A 15,541-nucleotide genomic window follows, 5' to 3' on the forward strand; every position below is an offset into this window, starting at 1 on the left:
TAGTTCAGACAGGCCATACGACGATATGAGACGGCGTTTCTAGCCAGTCTGGGGAGACATGACAGTGGCATCCAGACTGCCACAACACCGAAACGCCTGGCTCGCCATTCTACTGTATGGACGTTCACGAACTGCTGGAGTACCTCGAAGACGAACTCGACTATCCAACAGACCTCGAGACCGTCCGTAGCGAGGTCGGAGACACCAAGCTCGAATCCGCAAACACGGAAGACGAGATGACCATTTCAGAGGTTCTCAGCCACCTCGAAGAAGAGGAGTACGACTCCCCAGAGGAGCTGTTCGAGTCGGTCCAAGCGAATCTGCCCGAGGAGTACATTGGCAGGAAAGGCTACACTGACCGCGGGACGAGCGACCCTGAGGCGGATGGGGAACCAACGGACGAAGAAGACCAGTCGTTCTAACGGCCGAGCCATTAGCTACGCAGTCGGGTGGTACGGAGGGGTGGAACCGGAATGGACACGCAACCCACGAACCTTTGTGATGACGGACGTGGACGCCGTGTCGCCGTGAACGGAAGAGCGGGAACCGCCGCCAGAACCCCAGAGCCTGGCGGCAGTGCAGGGCGGCGTGCAACGAACCAGGCTACCGAGGTTCGTCGCGCAGTCACCGCGTCCCACCCCCTGCAGGTTATTGTCGATGTATGACCTTATATCTAGTGTCGTGTTTTGTGAAATTAACTAATCACCTACCTGAATTCGGCCGGTTTACGCCAAATCGCTGCGACACACACTGCAGGTGGGAACGAAATGGGCAGCCACAGCATGATAGACAGTAACTAACGTTTTTACGCCAGCCGACGTATGAAGCCCCGATGAGGTATGTGATTGTAGGATTTGGGCGTGTGGGGCACCGAACGGCGCGCATCTTGAAAGAGGAGGGCCACGACGTCACCATCGTCGAAATCGACGCGAAAAAGTGTGACCGGGCGCGCGAGGAGGGCTTTACCGTCATCGAGGGTGACGCGATGGACGAAGCCGTCCTCGACCAGGCCGACCTCGGCTCCGCAGACGCCTTTGGCGGCCTCTCTGGTGACTTGAACGTGAACTACGCCGCGTGCATCGTCGCCGCGAACCACGGCTGCAGGACGGTCATGCGCATCGATGAGGACTACCGCGAGGAGATTTACGAGAAGTACGCCGCGGACGTAGACGAAATCATCTACCCCGAGCGCCTCGGTGCAATCGGGGCGAAAAACGCCTTGCTTGGCGGGGATTTCAACATCATCGCAGACCTCACCGCAGACCTCTCGCTCGCCAGCTTCTCGCTGCCGGAGGATTCGCCCATCATCGACCTGCACGTGAGCGAAATCGACCTTCCCGAGGGAGCCGTGCTCTACGCCCACGGCCGAGCGCACAAGTCACAAACAATTCCGTTGCCACAGACCGTCATCCAGCCGGGTGACCGCGTCTCCATCATCGCGGAAGTCGGTGACATGGAAGCCGTAAAAAGCGTCCTGCTCGGCCCCGACCGAAAGGCGCCTGCGAGCTAGTACACGAGTTCGCCGGTGATGAATTTTCGCGCCCGCTCGTCGTGTGGGCGCTCGAACACCCGTTCGGTGTCTCCGTACTCGATACACGCACCACCCAACAGCACCGCAGTTTGGTCTGAAACGCGCCGCGCTTGTTGCATGTCGTGAGTCGCGATGACGACGCCGATACCGCGGTCACGCGCCCGGGTGACCGCTTCTTCGAGCAGGGCGGTGTTTCGCGGGTCGAGGTTCGAGGTGGGTTCGTCGAGCAACAGCACGTCGGGTTCGACCGCGAGCGCCCGCGCGAAGGCGACGCGCTGGGCTTCGCCCGCAGACAGCCCGCGCGCGTGCTGACTCACCTTGTCGCGCATGCCAACGGTGTCGAGCGCATCGAGCACCGCGGGCGGCGGTTGCTCGCGAGTCAACGCGTGTTTGAGCCGCGTTGGCCACGGCTGGCGCACCTCGAGGCCGTAGGCCGCGTTCTTGGCGACGGTTGTGCTGAACAGGCTCCGGTCTTGGAACACCATCCCGATGCGCCGTCTGGCCGCGAGGCGTGCTTCGCGGGTGAGCGACCAGACGTTTTCGTCATCGACGAGCACCTCGCCAGCCTGTGGTGGATGGAACAGTCCGAGCAGACGCAACAGCGTGGTTTTTCCCGTTCCTGAGGGGCCGACGATGGCGAGCACCTCGCCAGGATGCACGTCGAGCGAGATTTCTGTGAGCACGTCGCTTCCGTCGAATCCGTGTGAGAGCGAGCGGGCGTGAATCATGCGTCCCACCGCCCACGGTCGCGCACCCACGCGCCGAGTGCGTTCACGCCGAGCACGAGGACGAGCAATACGACGCCGAGCGCGATGCCGGTCTCGTAGCGTCCCCTGCGGGCTTCGACGGTGATGGCCGTCGTCAGCGTACTCGTGAGCGACGTTCCATCGGAAAGGACGATGTTCCCCCCGACGATGAGCACCGACCCGACTTCGCTGATGGCCCGCCCGTAGCCCGCGAGGATGGCCGTCACGATGCCGTAGCGGGCTTCTTTGATGACGACGAGGGCGACATCGAACCGGGTGCCGCCGCTCGCGTAGGCGGCGTCTTTGACCGATTGCTCGACGCCCGAGAGCGCAGAGAGCGTGACGCTCGTGATGACCGGCGTGGCGAGGATGACCTGCGAGATGACCATCGCCTCGATGGTGAACAGGAGGTCGAGACTGCCAAGCGGGCCGGAGTTAGAGAGCAAGAGCAACACGAGCAACCCGACGACGACGCTCGGAAAACCCATGCCGGTGTTGATAATCGACGTGACCACTCCCCTTCCGGGGAAGCGATTGAAACTCACGCCGAAGGCGATCGGGAGGCTGAGCAGGGTGCTCACCACGACGGCAGTCGTACTCACTTGCAGCGAGACGACGATGATGCTGACCAGATAGCGCCAGTTTAGGTCAGCGAAACTCTCTAACACGTGCTGTCCTCGGGTGGGAGGCGACTAAAAGGCCACGAGTGGCCCGATTTATCCCTCGTAGTCTTCGGGGACGTACTCGCCGAAGTTTGGGTCTTCTGCGAGCGCGTTCGGGTAGAACAACTGTTCGCCGTTCGCGGTGTAGTTCTCGATGAGTGACTGGCCTTCGGGGCCGGTGATGAACCCGATGTACGCCATCGCCATCGCGTAGTTCACGTCGGGGTACTTCGCCGGGTTCACCGCGATGACGCCGTACGGATTTTTCAGAATCTCCGGGCCGCCCTTGAGTGGGCCTTGTACCATGATTTCGAGGCCGATGTCGGCTTGCATCGAGAGGTACGTGCCGCGGTCTGCAAGCGTGTACGCCCCGCTCTGGTCTGCTTGCACCAGCGTGTCGCCCATTCCCTTCCCGATGGACTGGTACCACGTCCCGCCGGGTTCGCCCGGAGACTGTTCCCACAGGGCCTGTTCTTTCTTGTGCGTCCCCGAGTCGTCGCCCCGGGAAACGAACGTCGCCTGCTCGCTCGCAATCGTGGCGAGGGCGTCGGTCGCGCTTCCCATTCCCGAGATACCGGCGGGGTCGTCGCTCGGACCGACGATAACGAAGTCGTTGTACATCACGTCGCGGCGGTTCACCCCATAGCCCTGTTCTAAGAACTCGTCTTCTGCGCCGCGAGCGTGGACGAGTACGAGGTCCGCGTCGCCGTCTTCGGCGGTTCGCAGGCTCGCGCCCGTCCCTTTCGGGAGCGTCTTGATGGTGACGCCAAAGCGGTCTTCGAACGCGGAGTTGAGTTCGTCTAAGAGGCCGGAGTCGTACGTCGAGGTGGTCGTCGCGAGTACCAGTTCGGTGTCGCCTGTGGCACCACCCATCGACCCCTCGCCGGACGTGGTCGTTTGCGCTCCGCCGTTCGAGTCGTCGTTGCTGAGACAGCCACTGAATGCGAGTACTGCACCCGCGCCGGCGGCTTGGAGGAACCGTCGTCGTTGCATGTGTCTGGCTGTACCGAAGGCAACTCGCGCATTAAACCTTGGCGTGCTAACGTAACGTAAATTAGTTATTTTTCCAATCGAGTGTTCTGACTTTCGTTTACTGGGAAGAATGAAGCCAGTTCGAGTAAATCATCTAGGTGGATGGCGATTAGGTACGCAACGACCACCGAGTCCTCGGTGAAATTCACGACCGGTGAACTGACCGGCGCGTTAGGAGATTCGATTACGGCCCTCCCGCTCATCGTCGCGCTCGGGATGCTCACCGACGCCTCACTCGCCCACATGTTGCTGTTCTTCGGCCTGTTTCAGGTCGTCTGGGGCGTCTACTACGGCGTTCCGCTCTCGGTCGAACCGATGAAGGCACTCGCCGGACTCGCCATCGCCGGAGCCATCACCCACGGCGAACTCCTCGCCGCGGGCCTGCTCGCAGGCGGTATCTTGCTCGTCGCAGGGCAGGCAGGCTTGCTCTCGCGGCTCTCAACCGTGGTTGGCCTGCCCGTCATCCGCGGTATCCAACTCGCCGTCGCCCTCCTGCTCGCAGAAGCCGGACTCGCCCTCGGCGGGGGTGACCTCCCCATGGCGTTCGTCGGACTTGCCATCGTCGGCGTCGTCGCTCTCAGCGGCTACGCCCGGGCGAGTGCGCTCGTCGTCCTCGCCGTTGGCGGCATTCTCGCGGTTTCACAAACCCCGATTTCCGTAACGATTCCCTCGCTCTCGCTCTTTCCCGTCGCCCCGCCCACGTTCTCCCTTGCGGCCACAGAAGGGATGGCCGGCCAACTGGCGATGACGGTTGGCAACGCCGCCGTCGCCACCTCGCTGTTGCTCTCAGACCTGTTCGACCGCGACGTGTCCGCAGACGACCTCGCCACGAGCATGGGCTCTATGAACCTGCTCGCCGTCCCGCTCGGCGGCCTCCCGATGTGTCACGGCTCCGGCGGCCTCGCCGGAAAGTACGCCTTCGGGGCGCGAACCGGCGGCTCGAACGTGATACTCGGCGTACTCTATGGACTCACCGCGCTCGTCGCGGGCGTCCTCGTTGGCTTCCCGATGGCGCTGTTGGGCGTGTTGCTCGTCGTCGTCGCCGTCCAGTTAGGCGCGGTGTCGTTCGACTCAGACCACCTGCCCGTGACAGTGGCAGTTGGCGTAGTCGGCCTCGTCTTCGGCGTCGGCGTCGCCTTCGTCGCCGGCGTCGTGGGCTGGTGGCTGCTCGACAGGTCGCGTAACGGTTTTCGCCCGCCGGGAGTAAGAGCGGGTATGAGCTGGGCGTCCCTCTTCGAGCGCGCAGAATCCTACGACATTGCAGAACAAGACGTGCGCGACACCCTCACGAAGGTGCGCGATGAGTAAGCCGAATCCCGCCCGCGTCGTCGCAGACGCGGACGTACTCGCCGCCGACCTGCTCGTCGGTGGTTCCGCACGCGACGCCCTTGATCACATTCGACGCCACTCGTGGGTCGAGTTGGTGGCGACCGACGAGCTGCTGGACGACGCAGAAGCCACCATCGCTCGCCTCGCAGACGAAGCGTTAGCCACAGACTGGCGCGAGAAAATCGAAACGCTTCGCGTGCGGGTCGAACAACCCGGCCACGACCACCGCGCGCTCGCCTCCGCCTACCACGGGCAGGCCGCCCACATCCTCTCGTTCGACGAGGGCTTGCGAAGCGCAAAGGCGGGTGCGGCCATGCAAAAGCGCGTGAAAACGAGCGTCAAACACCCCGACGCCTTCGCCAAACTGTTCGACCCACAGTCGCTCTACGAGGTGGTGGTCGGCGGGGAGTATCCCGGCCCCGACCGCGACCCGCGCGCCTAGTCAGGCACGCCCGGATTCCACTCGCCGTCTGCGCTGAACCACTCTGCGAATTTGGCGAGCGCACGCCCGCGGTGGCTAATCGAGTTTTTCTGGTCTATGTCCATCTCCGCGAGCGTCACGCCGTTGTGTTCGAAGATAGGGTCGTAGCCGAAGCCGTCGTCGCCTCGGGGCGCGACGATACGCCCGCGGATGCTCCCCTCGAAGGTCTCTGCGCGCTCGCCGTCGTAGTAGGCGACGATGGTGCGAAACCGGGCGCGGCGATTCTCCTCCAACTCGGTGAGCTTCCAGACGCGTTCGACGCCGACCGTGTCCTCGACGTAGGCCGAATACGGGCCGGGAAAGCCGCCAAGCGTGTCGATGAAGAGTCCGGTGTCGTCGACGATGAGCGGGTCATCACCGTCGAGGTGGTCGAACGCTTCTTTCGCGCCGTGGACGGCGATGTCCGCGAGGCTATCGCTCTGGATTTCGGTGTAGTCGTACTCAACCTGCTCGATTGGGTCGGTGAGATAGTGTTGCGCCTCTTTGAGTTTCCCCGCGTTCCCGGTGACGAATCTGAGCATGCGCGAAGGCTAGCGGCGGGGTGAAAATAGCCTATCGACTGGTGGTGCGTGCTGGCAAGGAAATGATGGCAAAAACCGCCTAATCGACGATGACTTCGACGGGGCCGTCGTCTGCTTTTTTCGCGTCTTTCTCGCTGCCCTTACCGCGTTCGAGATAGAGCATGCCACCGACGACGGCGAGGACAATCCACGAGCGCCAGTTCGCGAGGTTCAGCGTGTAGCCGATGCCGAATGGCTTCTCTACGAGCATCTCCTCGCCGGGTTGCCAGTACGACTGGAGCATGCGCTTTACGCTCGGGCGTTCGAAGTTGTACGGAATCCCCAGTATCTCACCGGACGATGGTTTGTCAGCCATACGTCTACTACGCAGGGGAGGGTTAAGGAACTAGTGGCTCTGCTGATAGCGTCCCCGCCCTTCGATTTCGCGCAACTGCGTGAGGACGCGCTCGTCACCCGCCGCGCGATAGCCCGCCTCGAAGGCCTCCCGGAGCGGCGCGGGGTCGCGTGCCGTGCCCGTCAGACTCTGGTGGAAGACGTGGAGATCCATCGCGTAGTCCTCAATGTGGTCGGTGTAGAAGCCGAGACCGAAGTCGATGAGGTAGGTGTACGCGCCAACGCGCACGTTTCGCGTCGTCGGGTCGCCGTGGACGAAGCCCCCCCGATGGAGCGCGGCGAGGTGTTCGCCAACGTCACGGACCCGTGCGGGAGTTAGGTCGTCGCTCAAGTCACCCTCGCCGACGTGTTCGAGGGTGAGCGCACCTTCCCGCACGTCCACGTCGTAAACGACCGGCGTCGGCACGCCGTGTCTGCGCGCTTCGCTGAACAGACGCGCTTCCTGTACCGTCCGCGTCTTGCGGAGGTGGGCATCGAGGTCGGGGTGGCGGTAGTTCTTAGGCAGGCGGCGTTTCACGACGCGGTCGCCAGAGACGGTGACGGTCGCCTCCGCCCCGACGAGTTCGCGGCCCGTTTCTCCCACCACGGCGACGCTCTCGTTTTCGCGCCACGTCACCTCGACTTGGTCGGGGCGAAAGTCCGAGTTCACCGCCGACTCCTCGATTGCGATGGTGTCACCCGCGGCGGCCATCGTCGCGCCGAGCACCGCAATCATGCCCGCGTTGTCGCGGAGGAATCGGGGGTCGGGCGCATAGAAATCCGCACCGCGCGCTTCGCACATCGTCCGGAGCATCTCCTGTAAGCGGGCGTTCTGGGCGACGCCACCGCCGAGGACGAGTTCGTTGCTCCCCGTCAGCGAGAGCGCACGCTCTGCGACTTCGGTGAGCATCCCGAAGATGTTCTCCTGCAGAGAGAAACACACGTCTTCTATCTGTGCACCGTCGTCGTAGGCCTGTTTCGCGGCGCTCATGATGCCGGAAAACGAGAAGTCCATCCCCTTCACGACGTAGGGCAGGTCGATGAGCTCGCCGCCGTCTGCGTATTTTTCGACCTTCGGACCGCCGGGGTGCGACCAGCCGACGTGCCGGGAGAACTTGTCGATGGCGTTGCCGACGCCGGTGTCCATCGTCTCCCCGAGCACCTGATAGCGGCCGTTGTGGAAGCCAAGCAGATGGGCGTTCGCGCCGCTCGCGTTGAGACAGACCGGCGAGTCAAAACCCGACTGGTGGCGGCCGATTTCTAAGTGCGCCACCATGTGGTTGACGCCGACGAGCGGGACGGAAAGGGCCTGTGACAGCGAGCGAGCGGCCGTGCCGACGATTCTGAGACACGGACCGAGGCCGGGGCCCCGCGAGAAGGCGACGTAGTCTACAGGCCCACCTGTGTCTGCGAGCACCTCGCGGACGACGCGAGGGATGGCACTCGCCATGTGTTCTGCGGCTTCGCGCGGGTGAATGCCACCCGACGCCGGTTGATACGGGTCTGAGACAATTGTCGTCGAATCCGTCTCGGTGTCGTGAACCGCCGCGCTCGCCGCCCACGCGGTGCCTTCGATACCGAGAACGCGCATTCCCTATTTCCACTCGGTGAAGCCACAGCGGCCACAGTGGGTGCGGTCACTGTGTTCTGCGAGGAATGCGTCGCCACAGCTTGGGCACATCTCGTGGTCGGTCGTGCCATCGTCGTTGTAAATCTCGTAGCGGGACATCTATGCTTCCTCCGCCTCGGCGTCCGCGTCGTCTTCGCCTGCGAGGATTTTGTTGCGTTCGAGCATGTGCTCGTGTTCGACTTCGCGGGCGAACTCGGGGCTGTCGTACACCTTTGCGAGGCCGCGCGTCTTGCGCATGCCGAACTTCGTGTCCATCTTGCGGACGACGACTTCGGAGGCGTCTTTGTTCAGTTTGGCCGCGAGACTGTCGCGGACGGAGAGGCGCGACGGCGTGGCCTCATCGTGGAGAATTTCGAAGCGAACGTCTGTTCGGTGAAGCATCGGGTTTTCCGATTCTTCGAGGATTGTGATATCCATGGTAACTCAGTTACAGGGATTTGGCGGCGAACCGGCTAAAAGGATTTCGAAGGGACTGGCGGCTTATTCGGCGTCAACGCCGAGCGCTGCCCACGCCGCGGCGTGGTCACCGGTCATTTGCGAAAGCAGCCCCCGCATGCGATGGCGGACCTCTGGCGTGACCGTGACGAGCACCATCCCCTCGTCTGGCTGGCCGTACACCACGCTCGCACCCTCCGGCGCGGCGACGAGCGCCGGGAGCGTCGCTAAGTCCTCTTCTCCCTCGACCACGATGACCGCCGTCTCGGGGGCGTCGATGGCCGCATGCAGCACCGACAGCAAGTCGAGCGAGAGCGTCGCTGCGGGATTCTCGACTTCGTAGCGGCAGTCGTAGCCACCGATGGCCTCGGAGATGGCTGCATCCACCGCCGTGCGTTTCGTCTTCCCGTCGATGACCGCCACGTCGGGGATGACGCCGGCCTGGGTGAGGTGGTAGGTGACGATGTCGCCAACCGCAATGAGCGGCTCTCCTGCCGCCGCGAGCAGCGCATCTGCGTCAGTAAACAGCGAGCCAAGCGGGTCTTTGAACGCCGACCGCAGTTCCTCAGGGAGCGTGAGGACGGCGTCTGCTGGCACTATCGAACCTTCAGTGCGTAGGCGCCGGGGCTGGTGACGCCCATCTCTTTTGCGATGTCGCTTTGCTCCGGGTGGGAGATGACGACGTAGCCCGCCCAGTCTTCGGTGAGGCTCGTAGAGCCACAGTCCGGGCAGACGTCGCCATCGGCGACTTCGAGGACGCGGTGGCAGTCACGGCACACTTTCCGCTTTTTCGCCATGGTTATTCACCTGCGGCGGCCTGCCGGCTCTCGCGTTCCTCTTTCAGCCAGCCGTGTTTGCCAAGGCCGACCTGCTTGGCCGTGAGGCCAATCTTGCTGTCGCGTGGGTTGCGTTCGTCGATGCTCTTCGTGACGATGCGCGCGCGAACGGAGTCCCCAACACCGAGGGTGCGGTTGGACTCACGCGAGGCGAGCTGTTGGTTCTCGTCGTCGAAGGCGAGGTACTCGTCTGAAATCTGGGAAACGTGGAGCAGGCCGTCGACGGGGCCGATGCCGATGAACGCCCCGAAGTTGACGACTTCCACGACTTCCCCATCGACGACTTCCTGCATCTGTGGGTCGTACGTGACGGCGTCGAAATCCGCCTCGTAGTAGACGCCGGGCTTGTTCGGAATGACCGCCCCGTCGCCGATTTCGTGGACTTTCGTCACGCTGACGACGCTGCCCACGTCTTCGTCCATTCGTCCTTCGAGCTTGTCTTGCAGAAGCTGCTTTACCAGTTGTGGAGACACGTCTGCGAGATGCCGCGGTGGAACCTCAACCGTGTCCTTGAGTCTGACCCGTTTGTACATACTTATGGTCGAGTGATTGCCAGTTTGTTCCGGCCCCTTATACCAATTACTGGTACGCAGGCGGCCAGCAACCGCCGTTTCAGAGGTCCGTCGTTCGTGACGACGTAGTCGCACTCGCCGGCTGTTGCGAGTGCGACAATGGCGTCGTCTGCATACGATTCGTCGTGGGTGAGGAGTCGACAGCGCTCACGCGCGAGGTCTGTCCCCACGCTCGCCGCAACCGCCTCGCGGCCCGCGCCCGTCGAGAGCTTTTCTAGCTCGTCGACGACCGCTTCGGGCGTCACGAGGCGCACGTCACCGAGCAACCGGTCGAGTTCGTCGAACACGCGCACGTCGAGTTCGACCGGCATCATCAGTGCGTTTGCGTCCATGAGCACCGTCGTCATCCTATTCCGTGATTGTCCCGACGCCGATGAGTCGCCAGCGCGCGCCGACACGGCGGTTGATGGCGACTTTCGCACCGGCGGCCGCACAGACCGGCCGTTTCAGGCGAACTTCACACTCGCCCGCGCGAGCGCTCGTCACGGCACCGACCGTCGTGGCCGTGCCGACCGTCATCATGAGCGGTTCGCCCGTCGAAATTTCGTCGACCGTGTCCTCGTCGTCACCGACGACGCGGTCTAAGAGATCGACGTCCATCTCGAAGGCCTCGCGCGTTGGCGGGAGCGACCCCGGCGGGCCAGCGATTTGGCCAGCGAGGCCGTCACCTTTCGTGAGGCTTGGGTCGAGTCCCGTCCCGACACCGAGCAGGCCGCCAGGCGTGGCCGAATCAACCGACTGGCCGCCCGCTTGAATCGAGCGGACGTTCGTCGTGATTGGCCGCCATTCGGTCTGGCCGCCCTCTTCGACCTCGCGGCCGGGGCGGATTTCGATGTCTTGGCCGTTTGCAAGCGCGCCCGCGACGAGCGAGCCGCCGATGACGCCACCGGTGAGGCTGTCCCACGTCGTCCCCGGGCGGTTGATGTCGAAACTGCGCGCGATGTGCAGTCGGGCATCGTCGCTCGGGTCGCGTTCGGGCGTTGGGATTTCCTCTTCGATGGCCTGGATGAGCAGGTCTAAGTTGACCTCCTGTTGGGCGCTGATGGGGACGACCGGGGCGTCTTCTGCGACCGTGCCCTTCGTGAACTCCTTTATCTGCTCGTAGTTCTCGCGGGCCTGGTCTGCGTCGACGAGGTCGACCTTGTTCTGGGCGATGACGATGTTGTCGATGCCGATGATGTCGAGCGCCATCAGGTGTTCTTCGGTCTGTGCCTGTGGAACGGGCGAGGTGGCGCTCACGAGCAACACCGCGCCGTCCATGATGGCGGCACCGGAGAGCATCGTCGCCATGAGTGTCTCGTGGCCGGGGGCGTCCACGAACGACACCGTGCGAAGCGGTTCGCTTTCGGTGCCGTCTTCACACTCTTCCTTGACGGTGTAACACTCCGGTTCCTCGACGCCGGGGCACTTTCGGAACGTCGCGTCCGCGTACCCGAGTCGGATGGAGATTCCGCGCTTCATCTCCTCTGAGTGCTGGTCCGTCCACTCCCCTGAGAGCGCTCTGACCAGTGTCGTCTTTCCGTGGTCGACGTGGCCGACGAGTCCGATGTTCACCTCCGGTTGTTGATGTTTCCCTGTCATTTCGAGAGTAATCTTACAGAGTAATCACCCCGAGCGACGCATAAACCTACTGTTCTCGGGCTACAACGCGCGCTCGCGAGTTTCCGGCCGTCCGGCCGCCTGCTGTGGGTTTGCCCGAAACCTACTGAAAAAATTTTCAGGCAAGACCTTAGCTATCTCGTCGCGTAGCTTTGGTATGTCATCTCAGCCCACGCGAGAGGATGCTCCCGCCGAGCAGGCAGACCCACCGATAACCGAACCGGCAGAGGTGTTCGCCACCATCTCGAACGAGACGCGACTGGCCATCTTAGAAGCGCTCTGGGAGGCCGAAACGCGCCACGTGAGCTTTACCGAACTCAATCGGGCGGTTGGGATGAAAGACTCTGCACAGTTCAACTACCACCTGCGCCAGCTCCTCGGTCGGTTCGTCCACAAGAGCGACGACGGCTACAAGCTCACATACGCCGGGAAACACGTCCTCCGGACGCTCATTTCGGGGCGGTTTACCGACCAAATCAGCATCGACCCCTTCTCGATTCCCGGAACCTGTGTCGGGTGTGGCGAACCGCTCGTCGCGAGCTACGCAGACGAGGTGTTGGCCGTGCGGTGTTCCGCCTGCGAACGCCTCCACAGCGGCTATCCGTTCCCGCCCGCGGCCGTCCAAGGGCGCACCCACAAGGAGATGCTGGACAGCTACAACCGCTGGGTGCGCCACCTCTACAGCCTCGCCGCAGACGGTGTCTGCCCCGAGTGTGGCAGCCAGATGAAGTCGAAGCTCGTAGACGGCCAACAGTGTCTCCCCGAACTCCAGATTGCCGTGGGCCACGAATGCGTGCAGTGTCAGTCACACGTAACGGCCGCCATCGGGATGAATCTCCTCTACCAACCCGACGTGGTGAGCTTCTACCGCGACCACGACATCGACCTCGGGAACGTCCCCTACTGGGAGTTACCGTGGTGCGTCGGTGACGAGCACACGACGGTCATCGCAGACGACCCGTGGCGCGCTCGCGTCGCCATCACCCTCGGCGACGAAGAACTCCGCGTGACCGTCGATGACGACATCAGCGTGGTTGCCGTCGAGCGGACGAAGCAGTACACCAGCAAATAACCCAGTTTTTCGACAGAAGTAGACTTCAGTACCATCGCTTACAGAAATGTAATTCAGATTACTCTTTTTACCCTCCCTGTCCTTTACTCACCTGTCCATGAAGACCAACGCTCGCACCCTGTCTGCCACCCAGTACGCCTACCGCAGACCCACTCGGACGCCAACTGAGCGGGTGGTCGCGTTCCTCCGCACTGGCACGATTGTCCTCGCACTCGCCGCGCTCCTCGCCGTGCTCGCCCTCGGGGTCATCTCGCTGCTGCCCGCCCCCGCCGTGTTCGTGCTCGGGATGCTCGCACTCGTAAGCGGCCTCGTTCTCGTGCCCTTTGTCGCCGTCAAACTTGTCGTCGGCGCGGTCGACGTATAGTCACAAAACTTACAAAAAATTCGTTCACTGAACCTTTTTCGCGGTGGGGTACAATTGTTAACACAATGAAAGAAACATCTATCCAGGAGTGTGAGGAGTATCTCGCCCCCGCGGAGGCGTTTTCTACCATCGCAAACGAGACGCGCCTCGCCATCTTAGAAGCGCTCTGGACGGCTCCCGAACGGCCTGTCACGTTCTCTGACCTTCGACGGTCGGTTGGCATGCGCGACTCCGCACAGTTCAACTACCACCTTGGGAAGCTCACCGGCCACTTCATCACAAAAACTGAGGGCGGCTACGACTTCCGTCACGCCGGACAGAAAGTGGTTCGCGCCGTCCTCGAAGGCTCGTTCAACGAAGACCCGGAACTCCCCCCGTTTGGGATTTCCGGTGCCTGCACCGAGTGTGGCGCGGGCCTGCAAGCCGCCTACGCCGACGAACAGATTACCATCGACTGCACTGCCTGCGGGCGGATTCACTCGCGCTATTCGTTCCCGCCGGGCGGCCTGAACGACCGCACCCGCGAGGAGGTCATGGACGCGTTCAACCAGCGCGTGCGCCACCTGCACTGTCTCGCCGCAGACGGCGTCTGCCCCGAGTGCAACGGGAAGATGGGAACCACGCTCCGGCGCGCAGAAGACGAGGGAACCGCCGAGTTGTGCGTCGAACACCGCTGCGCCCAGTGTGACCACCGAATTCACTCGACTGCGGGGCTCAAACTGCTCGACCACTCCGACGTGGTCACCTTCCACCGCACCCACGGCATCGACCTCTGTGCGACGCCCTACTGGGAGTTCGCGTGGTGTGTCTCAGACGTGCACACGACCATTCTCTCTGCTGACCCGTGGTCGATTCGCGTGACGATTCCGCTCGACGACGAGGAGCTGCGCGTCACCATGGACGGCGACCTGACGGTGACCGACGTCGAAACGTTCCCGACGGGCACGCCCGCAGACTCGCGGACGACCGCCTGAACAGGCAAAATTTTTACAGAAGTAGGGTTCAGTACGACCGCTTACAGAAATGTAGTTCAGGAATCATATATGGTCACATAGTGCCTCTACTCACCTGAGGAAAAAGACCCATGGCCGCATCCAACTCACAGCTGTCATCCGCGACCCGACTTGCACCGAGAACGCCCGCAGACGCTGCTGTGGACGCGGCGGTCACGCTGCTCCTGGTGGCCCTCGCGTTCGCGGCACTCGTCGCGGTCGCCGTGGTCGCCACAGCCCTCCTGCCTGCACCGGCACTGTTCGTGTTGCTGTGGGTTGGCGGCGTCGCTGGCCTCTTTGCACTCCCGTTGGCCGTGGGCTCGTTCCTCGCTCGATAAGGGAAAACAGTTCTGTGACTCGGCCTGCAATGCACTGACATGGCATTCGACGCAGCCCGAGTCACGACCGTTACCTTCGATTCGTACAGCACAATCGTCGACGTAGACGCCGCAGAGCAGGCGCTCGCAGACCGCGTGTCTGACCCCGAGCCCGTCTCGAAGCTCTGGCGAGCGCGCTCGATTGAGTACACCATGGTGGCGAACTTCGTTGACGCCTACCAGCCCTTCTACGAGATGAACCGCGACGCCCTCCAGTACGCACTGGACGTCAACGGCGTCGATATGTCTACCGACGAGCGCGATGAGATTCTCGCCGTCTACCACGAACTCGACGTGTTCGACGACGTGCGCGACGGCATCCAGCGCCTGCGCGACGGCGGGTACGACTGCTACGTCGTCTCCAACGGGAACCCCGAAATGCTCGCCTCGATGGTCTCCCACGCCGACATCGGCGACCTGCTTTCTGATACGATTTCCGCCCACGAAGTCGAGACGTTCAAACCCGACGCCGAAATCTACCGCCACGCCGCCGGGCGGACGGGAACCCCAATCAAGGAAATCGCCCACGTTTCTGCTGGGTGGTTCGATGTGATGGGCGCACAACACGCCGGGATGCAGGGCGTGTGGGTTGACCGGAAGGGCACGCCCTACGAGACCTTCGGTGGCGACCCCGACCTGACGATTGAGACCTTCTACGAACTGGCCGAGGAGCTGGGCGTATAAACGTTCGAAATTGGAGATAGCGAAGTAGACAAGACCCAGCAAAGCCCTCGATTCCTCGACTCCCGGGCCTCGCTGCGCTCCTCGCTTCGCTGCGGTGCTTTCGTCGTCCAGGTTCGCCGAGGAATCTCGCCCTTTGCAATTCCACCAGGCCCGCCTGCCCTTCCCCGGGTCGCGCGACGAGACGCGCTCCCGGCCCACAGCCTGATTGAACAATCCACGGGGCGGGACTGAAAGGGGCCAGCGGTTCGGGGAACCCCGGTGCCGCAAGCACCGCAGGCCAGCGGCCGAGGAGCGCAGCGCGTACCG

At 62.9% G+C, this 15,541-nt stretch carries 22 protein-coding genes; 9 read left to right on the forward strand and 13 right to left on the reverse strand.

Going from position 1 to position 15,541, the window contains the following annotated elements:
• Window positions 1–116: 116 nt before the first annotated feature.
• Together V5N12_RS00765 and V5N12_RS00770 are read left to right on the forward strand one after the other, a co-directional pair.
• On the forward strand, window positions 117–422 hold the full coding sequence (locus V5N12_RS00765; protein WP_332897243.1) for a DUF5789 family protein: 306 nt from the start codon (window positions 117–119) through the stop codon (window positions 420–422).
• Window positions 423–832: 410 nt separating this feature from the next.
• Window positions 833–1,510, forward strand: a complete 678-nt coding sequence (locus V5N12_RS00770) for a potassium channel family protein (protein ID WP_332897244.1) — start codon at window positions 833–835, stop codon at window positions 1,508–1,510.
• Here the strand turns inward: V5N12_RS00770 and V5N12_RS00775 are convergent.
• From V5N12_RS00775 to V5N12_RS00785, 3 genes are read right to left on the reverse strand one after another with little or no spacing between them, the layout of a single operon-like run.
• The gene (locus tag V5N12_RS00775) at window positions 1,507–2,259 is read right to left on the reverse strand and encodes a phosphate ABC transporter ATP-binding protein (protein ID WP_332897245.1); all 753 of its coding nucleotides are present in this window, start codon (window positions 2,257–2,259) and stop codon (window positions 1,507–1,509) included. The two genes, V5N12_RS00770 and V5N12_RS00775, sit on opposite strands and share 4 nt — an antisense overlap.
• The gene (locus V5N12_RS00780) at window positions 2,256–2,945 is read right to left on the reverse strand and encodes an ABC transporter permease (protein WP_332897246.1); all 690 of its coding nucleotides are present in this window, start codon (window positions 2,943–2,945) and stop codon (window positions 2,256–2,258) included. The genes V5N12_RS00775 and V5N12_RS00780 overlap by 4 nt, the downstream gene beginning before the upstream one ends.
• Before the next feature lie 48 nt (window positions 2,946–2,993).
• Window positions 2,994–3,932 (reverse strand): substrate-binding domain-containing protein, encoded by a 939-nt coding sequence (locus V5N12_RS00785; protein WP_332897247.1) that lies wholly within the window; start codon window positions 3,930–3,932, stop codon window positions 2,994–2,996.
• Window positions 3,933–4,073: 141 nt separating this feature from the next.
• Between V5N12_RS00785 and V5N12_RS00790 the strand changes: the two genes are divergently transcribed.
• Window positions 4,074–5,279, forward strand: a complete 1,206-nt coding sequence (locus V5N12_RS00790) for a putative sulfate/molybdate transporter (protein WP_332897248.1) — start codon at window positions 4,074–4,076, stop codon at window positions 5,277–5,279.
• Window positions 5,272–5,742, forward strand: coding sequence for a DUF7384 family protein (locus V5N12_RS00795; RefSeq protein ID WP_332897249.1), 471 nt, complete (start codon window positions 5,272–5,274; stop codon window positions 5,740–5,742). The genes V5N12_RS00790 and V5N12_RS00795 overlap by 8 nt, the downstream gene beginning before the upstream one ends.
• Here the strand turns inward: V5N12_RS00795 and rdgB are convergent.
• The 10 genes from rdgB to V5N12_RS00845 form a co-directional block, all read right to left on the reverse strand.
• Window positions 5,739–6,302, reverse strand: a complete 564-nt coding sequence (gene rdgB, locus V5N12_RS00800) for an RdgB/HAM1 family non-canonical purine NTP pyrophosphatase (RefSeq protein ID WP_332897250.1) — start codon at window positions 6,300–6,302, stop codon at window positions 5,739–5,741. The genes V5N12_RS00795 and rdgB overlap by 4 nt on opposite strands.
• A 79-nt stretch (window positions 6,303–6,381) precedes the next feature.
• Entirely contained in the window at window positions 6,382–6,657 is a 276-nt protein-coding gene (locus tag V5N12_RS00805) for a DUF5808 domain-containing protein (RefSeq protein ID WP_332897251.1), read from the reverse strand.
• A 30-nt stretch (window positions 6,658–6,687) separates the two neighbouring features.
• Entirely contained in the window at window positions 6,688–8,265 is a 1,578-nt protein-coding gene (locus tag V5N12_RS00810; RefSeq protein WP_332897252.1) for a bifunctional N(6)-L-threonylcarbamoyladenine synthase/serine/threonine protein kinase, read from the reverse strand.
• A gap of 3 nt (window positions 8,266–8,268) precedes the next feature.
• Window positions 8,269–8,403, reverse strand: coding sequence for a 30S ribosomal protein S27ae (locus tag V5N12_RS00815; RefSeq protein ID WP_332897253.1), 135 nt, complete (start codon window positions 8,401–8,403; stop codon window positions 8,269–8,271).
• Complete coding sequence (locus tag V5N12_RS00820) at window positions 8,404–8,721, reverse strand: 30S ribosomal protein S24e (protein ID WP_332897254.1); 318 nt, start codon at window positions 8,719–8,721, stop codon at window positions 8,404–8,406.
• A gap of 63 nt (window positions 8,722–8,784) precedes the next feature.
• A complete protein-coding gene (locus V5N12_RS00825; RefSeq protein WP_332897255.1) occupies window positions 8,785–9,336 on the reverse strand; it encodes a GTP-dependent dephospho-CoA kinase family protein in 552 nt (183 codons plus the stop codon).
• Window positions 9,336–9,536, reverse strand: a complete 201-nt coding sequence (gene spt4 / locus V5N12_RS00830; RefSeq protein WP_332897256.1) for a transcription elongation factor subunit Spt4 — start codon at window positions 9,534–9,536, stop codon at window positions 9,336–9,338. The genes V5N12_RS00825 and spt4 overlap by 1 nt, the downstream gene beginning before the upstream one ends.
• A gap of 2 nt (window positions 9,537–9,538) precedes the next feature.
• Window positions 9,539–10,108 carry a DNA-directed RNA polymerase gene (locus tag V5N12_RS00835; protein ID WP_332897257.1) on the reverse strand — a complete coding sequence of 190 codons (570 nt, stop codon included), beginning with the start codon at window positions 10,106–10,108 and terminating at the stop codon, window positions 9,539–9,541.
• A 2-nt stretch (window positions 10,109–10,110) separates the two neighbouring features.
• Window positions 10,111–10,479, reverse strand: a complete 369-nt coding sequence (locus V5N12_RS00840) for a twitching motility protein PilT (protein WP_442904948.1) — start codon at window positions 10,477–10,479, stop codon at window positions 10,111–10,113.
• Between the two features lie 16 nt (window positions 10,480–10,495).
• The gene (locus V5N12_RS00845) at window positions 10,496–11,728 is read right to left on the reverse strand and encodes a translation initiation factor IF-2 subunit gamma (RefSeq protein ID WP_332897259.1); all 1,233 of its coding nucleotides are present in this window, start codon (window positions 11,726–11,728) and stop codon (window positions 10,496–10,498) included.
• A 175-nt stretch (window positions 11,729–11,903) separates the two neighbouring features.
• Between V5N12_RS00845 and V5N12_RS00850 the strand changes: the two genes are divergently transcribed.
• From V5N12_RS00850 to V5N12_RS00870, 5 genes are all read left to right on the forward strand, one after another.
• Entirely contained in the window at window positions 11,904–12,818 is a 915-nt protein-coding gene (locus tag V5N12_RS00850) for an ArsR/SmtB family transcription factor (protein ID WP_332897260.1), read from the forward strand.
• 97 nt (window positions 12,819–12,915) lie between these two features.
• A complete protein-coding gene (locus V5N12_RS00855; protein ID WP_332897261.1) occupies window positions 12,916–13,182 on the forward strand; it encodes a hypothetical protein in 267 nt (88 codons plus the stop codon).
• 65 nt (window positions 13,183–13,247) lie between these two features.
• Window positions 13,248–14,156 carry a winged helix-turn-helix domain-containing protein gene (locus V5N12_RS00860; RefSeq protein ID WP_332897262.1) on the forward strand — a complete coding sequence of 303 codons (909 nt, stop codon included), beginning with the start codon at window positions 13,248–13,250 and terminating at the stop codon, window positions 14,154–14,156.
• A 110-nt stretch (window positions 14,157–14,266) separates the two neighbouring features.
• Window positions 14,267–14,512 (forward strand): hypothetical protein, encoded by a 246-nt coding sequence (locus V5N12_RS00865; RefSeq protein WP_332897263.1) that lies wholly within the window; start codon window positions 14,267–14,269, stop codon window positions 14,510–14,512.
• Between the two features lie 39 nt (window positions 14,513–14,551).
• Window positions 14,552–15,235 carry a haloacid dehalogenase type II gene (locus V5N12_RS00870; protein ID WP_332897264.1) on the forward strand — a complete coding sequence of 228 codons (684 nt, stop codon included), beginning with the start codon at window positions 14,552–14,554 and terminating at the stop codon, window positions 15,233–15,235.
• The last annotated feature ends 306 nt before the right edge of the window (window positions 15,236–15,541 follow it).

It is taken from the genome of Haladaptatus sp. CMSO5, from assembly GCF_036689885.1.
Lineage (GTDB): Archaea > Halobacteriota > Halobacteria > Halobacteriales > Halococcaceae > QDMS2.